Annotated in this window: 6 protein-coding genes; 5 read left to right on the top strand and 1 reads right to left on the bottom strand. The window is 67.2% G+C overall.

From position 1 onward, the window contains the following. The first annotated feature begins 276 nt into the window (after positions 1–276). From AC07Y4_RS14395 to AC07Y4_RS14415, 5 genes are all read left to right on the top strand, one after another. Entirely contained in the window at positions 277–1500 is a 1224-nt protein-coding gene (locus AC07Y4_RS14395) for an ABC transporter substrate-binding protein (RefSeq protein ID WP_095948090.1), read from the top strand. Between the two features lie 91 nt (positions 1501–1591). Next, positions 1592–2482, top strand: a complete 891-nt coding sequence (locus AC07Y4_RS14400; RefSeq protein WP_495274760.1) for a carbohydrate ABC transporter permease — start codon at positions 1592–1594, stop codon at positions 2480–2482. Further along, positions 2479–3333: a carbohydrate ABC transporter permease gene (locus tag AC07Y4_RS14405; RefSeq protein ID WP_495274761.1), complete on the top strand. Its 855-nt coding sequence runs from the start codon at positions 2479–2481 to the stop codon at positions 3331–3333. Before AC07Y4_RS14400 ends, AC07Y4_RS14405 begins: the two co-directional genes overlap by 4 nt. Positions 3334–3460: 127 nt before the next feature. Next, a complete protein-coding gene (locus AC07Y4_RS14410) occupies positions 3461–4039 on the top strand; it encodes a DJ-1/PfpI family protein (protein ID WP_095746738.1) in 579 nt (192 codons plus the stop codon). A gap of 75 nt (positions 4040–4114) precedes the next feature. Beyond that, a complete protein-coding gene (locus tag AC07Y4_RS14415; protein WP_070062657.1) occupies positions 4115–4534 on the top strand; it encodes a ribbon-helix-helix domain-containing protein in 420 nt (139 codons plus the stop codon). Between the two features lie 20 nt (positions 4535–4554). Here the strand turns inward: AC07Y4_RS14415 and AC07Y4_RS14420 are convergent. After that, the coding region (locus AC07Y4_RS14420) for an autotransporter family protein (RefSeq protein ID WP_495274762.1) at positions 4555–6630 on the bottom strand (2076 nt) is incomplete at its 5' end.

Genomic DNA, 6630 nt, shown 5'->3' on the forward strand with positions numbered 1-6630 from the left:
CACGCAATGCGCCCTGTGAATTGCCAATACCTCTCCCGACCGGGCGGCAATGAATTACCGCGCGCAATTCGAGCTCGAATTTTGAAGCGTACAGGACGCCACGGGAATTTGGCCCTCAATATTTCGCAGGCAGGGTTCTGTTTTTTAGAAATCGAGGGTTAGCTCTATCTATGGCGCCATTCAGCCGACTCGTAAGATAAAAAAGCGCAAGCATTGATCGCAGCAGATCCCGACGTGTATTCAATTAATTTTCAATCACTTCACGAGGAATTAAATATGAAAAATCGAAATACAACTCTATTGGCAGGCGCAATTCTTCTGGGTCTTTCCTCCCTCACGGCACAGGCAGGAAATATCCGCATCGCCATGTCCAGCTACAGCGACAACACGCGCCCCTGGCTGGAGGCGCTGGCCCGGGACTACGAAAAGGCCAACCCGGGAGACAAGGTCAAGGTCGAGGTGGGAAGCTGGGAGAACATGCAGCAGAAACTGCAGGCGGAAATCGCCAGCAACAACCCGCCCGACCTGGCTCACGTCGCGACCCGCTGGGTCGGTGATTTCGTGAACGACGGCCTGGTGGAGCCGGTCGACAATTACGCCAATGCGGCGTTCAAGGACCAATTCATTCCGGCATTCCTGAAAGCCGGCAATATCAATGGCAAGCCTTATGCGCTGCCTATTGCGGCCAGCGTGCGCGCGATGTTCTATAACAAGGACATGCTGAGCAAGGCAGGCTTTCCCAATGGCCCCAAGACCTGGGACGACGTGATTGCCGCCGCGAAAAAGATCAAGGCCACGGGGGCCTACGGCTATGGCATCCAGGGCAAGGACCTGGATACCGACACTTATTTCTACTACGCGCTGTGGAGCATGGGAGGCGACGTGCTCGATGCCGGCAACAAGGCCGCCTTCAATTCGCCGACCGGCGTGAAAGCCGCCACGCTCTACAAAAGCATGATCGACCAGGGCCTGACCGAGCCCGGCGTGGCGGGCAACACGCGCTACGACCTGCACAACCTGTTCAAGCAGGGGCGCCTGGGCATGGTCATTTCGCTGCCGCCGCTGGCCAAGGAAATCGCCAAGGACGCGCCGCAACTGAAATACGGCATCACCGGCGTGCCCAATGGCGGCAAGGACATCACCTTCGGCGTGACCGATTCGATCATGATGTTCAAGACCTCGAAGAACAAGGAAACCGCCCAGAAATTCCTGAACTTCATGTTCTCGAAAACCGCGCGGCTGAAGTTCGACCAGGGCGAAGGCTTCATGCCGGTGACGCGCGAGGTGGCCAACGACCCCGTGTTCAAGGACGACCCGGTGCTCTCCGAGTTCGTGACCCTGCTGCCCAACGCGCGCTTCGCCCCGCTGGTCGCCGGCTGGGAAGACTCGGCGCAGGCCGTCACCAACGCGCTGCAGGCCATCTACCAGGGCAAGGCGGAACCGAAGGCGGCGCTGGACAAGGCCGCGGCCGAAGCCAACACCAAGCTCAACAAGAAGTAAGCCAGCAAGCCCCGGGGCGCAGCCGCCGGGCTGCGCCGGCTTTCCGCGTGTCGCACCACGCCCAACCACGCCTATCCGATCGAATCGACCTATGCAGAATCCCGTTCGAGGCCCTGCCCTGGCTTGGGGGCTGATTGCGCCGAGCCTGTTGCTGACCCTCTTCATCCTGGCCTACCCGCTGTCCACCCTGGTGTTCCAGTCGGTGCACGACATCTCGCGCTTCGGCCTGCTGCGGGCCTTCAACGGCCTGGACAACTTTCGCACCGTGTTCACCGATCCGGTGTTCGCCCATGTGGTGTGGCGCACGGTGCAATGGACGGTGTGCGTGGTCGGCGGTGCCGTGTTGTGCGCTGTGCCGATCGCGCTCATCCTGCAGCAGGACTTCTACGGCCGGGGCGTGGCGCGCACGATCGTGATGCTGCCCTGGGCGGTGTCGCTGACCATGACGGCCATCGTCTGGACCTGGTCCTTCAACGGCCAGTACGGCATGGTCAATGCGAGCCTCGCGATGGTCGGGATCATCCGGGAGCCGATCAACTGGCTGGCCGATGGACAGCTCGCGTTCTGGGTCGAAGTGGGCGTGGGCATCCTGGTGTCGATTCCCTTCACCGTCACCATCTTCCTGGGCGGGCTGTCGTCGGTGTCGCAGGACATCTACGAGGCGGCCGGCATCGAGGGCGCGTCGCGCTGGCAGCAGTTCCGCCGGCTCACGCTGCCGCTGCTCAAGCCCTTCATCCACATGGCGATCGTGCTGAACGTGATCTACGTCTTCAACTCGTTCCCCATCATCTGGATCATGACGCAGGGCGGGCCGGACAACGCCACGCACATCCTCGTCACCTGGCTGTACCAGCTGGGCTTCCGCCTGGGCCGCCCCGGCGAGGCAGCCGCCATTTCGCTCGTGATGCTGGCCTTGCTGCTGGCCTTCACCGTGTTCTACCTGCGCCTGCAGAAGCGCCAGTCCGCGAAGGCCTCCGCATGATCCGCCCCGACAAACTCGTGCGCAGCCTCTGGTGCTGGCTGCTGCTCGCGCCGCTGGTGGCCGTGGTCGTCTTTCCGCTCGCGGTGATGTTCTTCACGGCGCTCAAGCCGGCGTCCGAGATCTACGTCTATCCGGCGCGCTGGCTGCCGCAGCAGTGGCAGTGGAGCAACTTCTCCGCCATGTGGACCCAGACCGGGTTCGGGCGCGCGCTGCTGAACAGCCTGCTGGTGTCGCTCTCTGCGACATTGCTGACGATTGCCGTCAGCGTGCCTTCCGCCTACGCGCTGGCGCGCCTGAAGTTTCGCGGCCAGGGCGGCTACCGGCAGTTCCTGCTCATCACGCAGATGATCTCGCCCGTGCTGCTGGTGGTGGGCCTGTTCAAGATGGCGGCCAGCCTGCCCTGGTTCGAGGGCGGCAACATGACCGACTCGCGCCTGTCCGTGGTGGTGGCCTATGGCGCCTTCGGCATTGCCTTTGCCGTCTGGATGATGACCTCGTACTTCGAGACCATTCCGCGCGACCTGGAGGAGTCGGCCTGGCTCGAAGGCTCGGGCCCGGTGCGCACGGTCTGCAAGGTGTTCCTGCCGCTGGCGCTGCCGGCCATGGCGGTCACGGCACTGGTCACTTTCGTCAATGCCTGGAACGAGTTCGCGGTGGTCTACACGCTGATCCGCTCCACGGAGAAGCAGACGCTGACCGTGCTCGTCACCAACATGGTCGCGGGCCAGTACGTGGTGCAGTGGGAGCTGGTGATGGCCGCCGCCATCTGCGCCGTGGTCCCGGTCGCCATTTTGTTTGCGTGGATGCAGCGCTACATGGTGCAGGGCTTGACCGCAGGCTCGGTCAAATAGCGACCACAGCGGCATCACAGCCCGCTGCTACCCGCTGCACCCGCCCCCTTCGAATAATGCGGCGACGGCCGGCGCGCCCCCTGCGCCGGCCGGTTTCGCCCCACCTCATCCGAAGGAGACAAACCCGATGGCTCGCAAGATCCTGATGCTCTGCGGCGACTACGCCGAAGACTACGAAACCATGGTGCCGTTCCAGACCCTGCTGGCCGTCGGCCACACCGTGCACGCGGTGGCGCCCGACAAGAAGGCCGGCGACTGGGTGCACACCGCCATCCACGACTTCGAGGGCGCGCAGACCTACAGCGAGAAGCCGGGCCACCGCTTCACGCTGAACGCCAGCTTCGACGAGGTGCGTCCCGAGGCCTACGACGCGCTCGTGATCCCCGGCGGCCGCGCGCCCGAGTACCTGCGCATGCACAGCCGCGTGGTCGAGATCGCGCGCCACTTCCTGGCCACCGACAAGCCGGTGGCCGCCGTCTGCCACGGCGCGCAGCTGCTCGCGGCCACGGGCCTCATCAAGGGCCGCAAGGTGTCGGCCTACCCGGCCTGCCAGGTCGAGGTGGAACTGGCCGGCGCCGAGTACATGGGCATTCCGGTCGACCAGGCCGTGACCGACCGCAACCTCGTCACCGCACCGGCCTGGCCGGCGCATCCGGCGTGGCTGTCGCAGTTCCTCGTGGTGCTCGGCACCCGCATCGAACACTGACCTGAACGGATGGACGCGGGCGGCGCTACAGTGCCGCGTCGCCCCGATTCATCCAGCCTCTCAAGGAGATGGCCCATGTGCGAAGTCTTCATCAGCGCCGATCCGCAAAGCTACGACGCGCGCACGCGCTCGGTGCGGCTGCACGGCGTGGTCACCAGCATCCGGCTCGAGAACCTGTTCTGGCAGGTGCTCGAAGAGATCGCGCAGCGCGACGGCATGGCCGTGGTGCAGCTCATCGAGCGGCTGTACGACGAGCTGGTGGCGGCGCGCGGCGAGGTCGGCAACTTCGCGTCGTTCCTGCGCGTGTGCGCGCTGCGCTACGAGGCGATGGTGGCGCAGGGGCGGATTCCGGCCGACACGTCGGTCGCGATCCGCTCGCTCGATGCGAACGCCGTGCTGCATGAACTGCCGCAAGGTTGGGGGCGACCTTCGCCTGCGCAGCCCGGCGAGGCCCGCGTGCACACGCTCCACGCCGCCGCGCGGCGGCATGCGTAGACGCCACCCGGCGCACGAGATCACCAGCGCATCTTCACGCCGACGCTCGCGTTCACCCCGCTCTTGATGCGCGAGTCGCCGCCGGAGCCCGACCACAGCTTGCCCAGCTCCACATACACGCTCGTGTTCTCGGCCACCTGCAACGTGGCCCCCGCCGCCAGCTCGGTGCTGCTGCCGCCGGTGCGCGTCGCGATGTCGGTGAAGCCGGCCGGGCCGACGAAGCGGGTGACGTCGGTGCCGCGGCTGCTGCGGTGGAAATTGACCCGCACGTAGGGCTGCAGCACCCCGGCGCGGGTGACGAACTCGCCCTTCACGCGCACGCCGGCGCGTGCCCGCCAGCCGTTGTGGCTGTTCTGCTGCACGAGCGCGCCGGAGATGCCCGTGTCGCCCAGGCTCACCCGCTGGTGCACCAATTGCACCTGCGGCTCGACGGTCCAGTTCTGCGCGATGGGAATCGACTGCCCCACCTCGATGGACGCCAGCAGGCTGTTGCCCTTGCCGCCCCGGGAGAAGCCCAGCGTGGGCCTGGCGGTGTAGCGGTGGCGCCCGGCCTGCAGCACGCCGTCGACGTACACGCCGCTGGCGTGCTTCCAGGTGGCATAGGCGCCCAGGTACTCGCTCTTCTGGTTGTTGCTGCCCACGCCGAGGTTCGCCAGGCCGCTGGCAAAGCCGTTCACGCGCATGTCGCCGTCGAGCTGGCCGACGTACACGCCCGCGTGCCAGTCGGGGTTGGCCCACAGGTCGGTGCCGGCCTGGAAGCCCGTGAGGCGCCCCTTGCTCGTGGGGCTCACGGTGCCGCCCTGCGCGATGGTGCGGTCGGTGCTGATGATGCGGCCCCAGGCCTCGCGGTAGCCCTGCGTGGGCTTGGCCGGGTTCGCGCCCGCTACAAGGTCCTCACCCATGCGCAGGCGCCTGTTGCCGAGCATCGCGAAGCTGGACTGGCGCAGCTGCTCGGGCAGCGCGGCGTACAGCGGCACTTCGGCGCGGTAGGTGGGCACGGCGAGCACGGGCACGAGGCCGGTGCCCGAGCCGCCACCGCCGGCAGGCGGCGTGCCGGGCGGGACAGGCGTCACGGGCGTCACGGGTGCAGCGGTCGAGCGCAGGTACCAGTTCTCGCCCGCGCCGGCGGCGTCGGCCGCATGCAGCCGGTACTCGTAGGCGCCCGCATCGACGTGCGTGCCGGCCAGCACGAACGCGCTCTTGGTCGTCTGCGCGGTGGTGGTCGCGCCGTTGAGGGCGCTGATCACCTCGATGCCGTTGCCCGTGGTGAGCGCGCCCAGGCCGCCCAGGTTGGTGATCTGCACATTCGTCGTGCCGCTGGCGACGGCGGTGGCGCCGCTCAGGATGAGCCGGTCGCTCGCACTGGCGCTGCCGCCCAGCGCGGTGCCCAGTCGCAGCGTGCCGCCGTTGCCCACCCAGGGACCGTTGACGGTGAGCGTGGTGCCCGGCACCGCGCCCACCAGCGAGACGGTGCCGCTGTGGGCCATCGACGCGAGGGTCTGGCTGTTGCCGGCCAGGTCGAGCGTCGCGCCGGTGGCCACCGTGAAGGGACTCGCGCTGCTGAGCACGTTGGCCGCGCCCGCGCGCAGGGTGCCCGCCGCGACGTTGGTGGCGCCCGAGTGGGTGTCGGCACCGCTCAGCGTCAGCACGCCCGCGCCGATCTTCACGAGATCGCTGGCGCCGGAGATCGCGCCGGTCCACGTCAGGGCGTTCCCGTTGGTGTCGATGGTGCCCGTGCCGCCCAGCAGCAAGGCGTTGCTGACGCTGAGGCCGCCGGCGCCCGCGATGACGCTCGCGGTGGCGCCCGCGCCGATGGAAATCGCGCCCGTCATCGACGAGCCGGTGTTCAGCGTGAGGCTGTTGGTGCCGCCCGTGAATGCGACCGCCGCAGCGCGCGTGACGCCGTCGCCGCCCAGGCCGCCCGAGATGGTTCCGCCGTTGGTCAGCGCGAGGTTGGCGCCCGTCACCCCGACGCCGCCCACGCCGTTGGCACCGCTCGGGCCACCGTTGCTGTTGGCCCCGCCAGCGCCGCCCGCCCCACCGGCGATGGTGCCGGTGTTGGTGAGGGTTGCGCCGGCGCCGGTCGATGCGAGGCC

The organism is Variovorax sp. GW460-12-1-14-LB1, from assembly GCF_059423605.1.

Excerpts from the sequence above, each read along its gene's own strand:
- AC07Y4_RS14395 (WP_095948090.1), top strand. The coding sequence starts at position 277 with ATGAAAAATCGAAATACAACTCTATTGGCAGGCGCAATTCTTCTGGGT.
- AC07Y4_RS14400 (WP_495274760.1), top strand. The coding sequence starts at position 1,592 with ATGCAGAATCCCGTTCGAGGCCCTGCCCTGGCTTGGGGGCTGATTGCG.
- AC07Y4_RS14405 (WP_495274761.1), top strand. The coding sequence starts at position 2,479 with ATGATCCGCCCCGACAAACTCGTGCGCAGCCTCTGGTGCTGGCTGCTG.
- AC07Y4_RS14410 (WP_095746738.1), top strand. The coding sequence starts at position 3,461 with ATGGCTCGCAAGATCCTGATGCTCTGCGGCGACTACGCCGAAGACTAC.
- AC07Y4_RS14415 (WP_070062657.1), top strand. The coding sequence starts at position 4,115 with ATGTGCGAAGTCTTCATCAGCGCCGATCCGCAAAGCTACGACGCGCGC.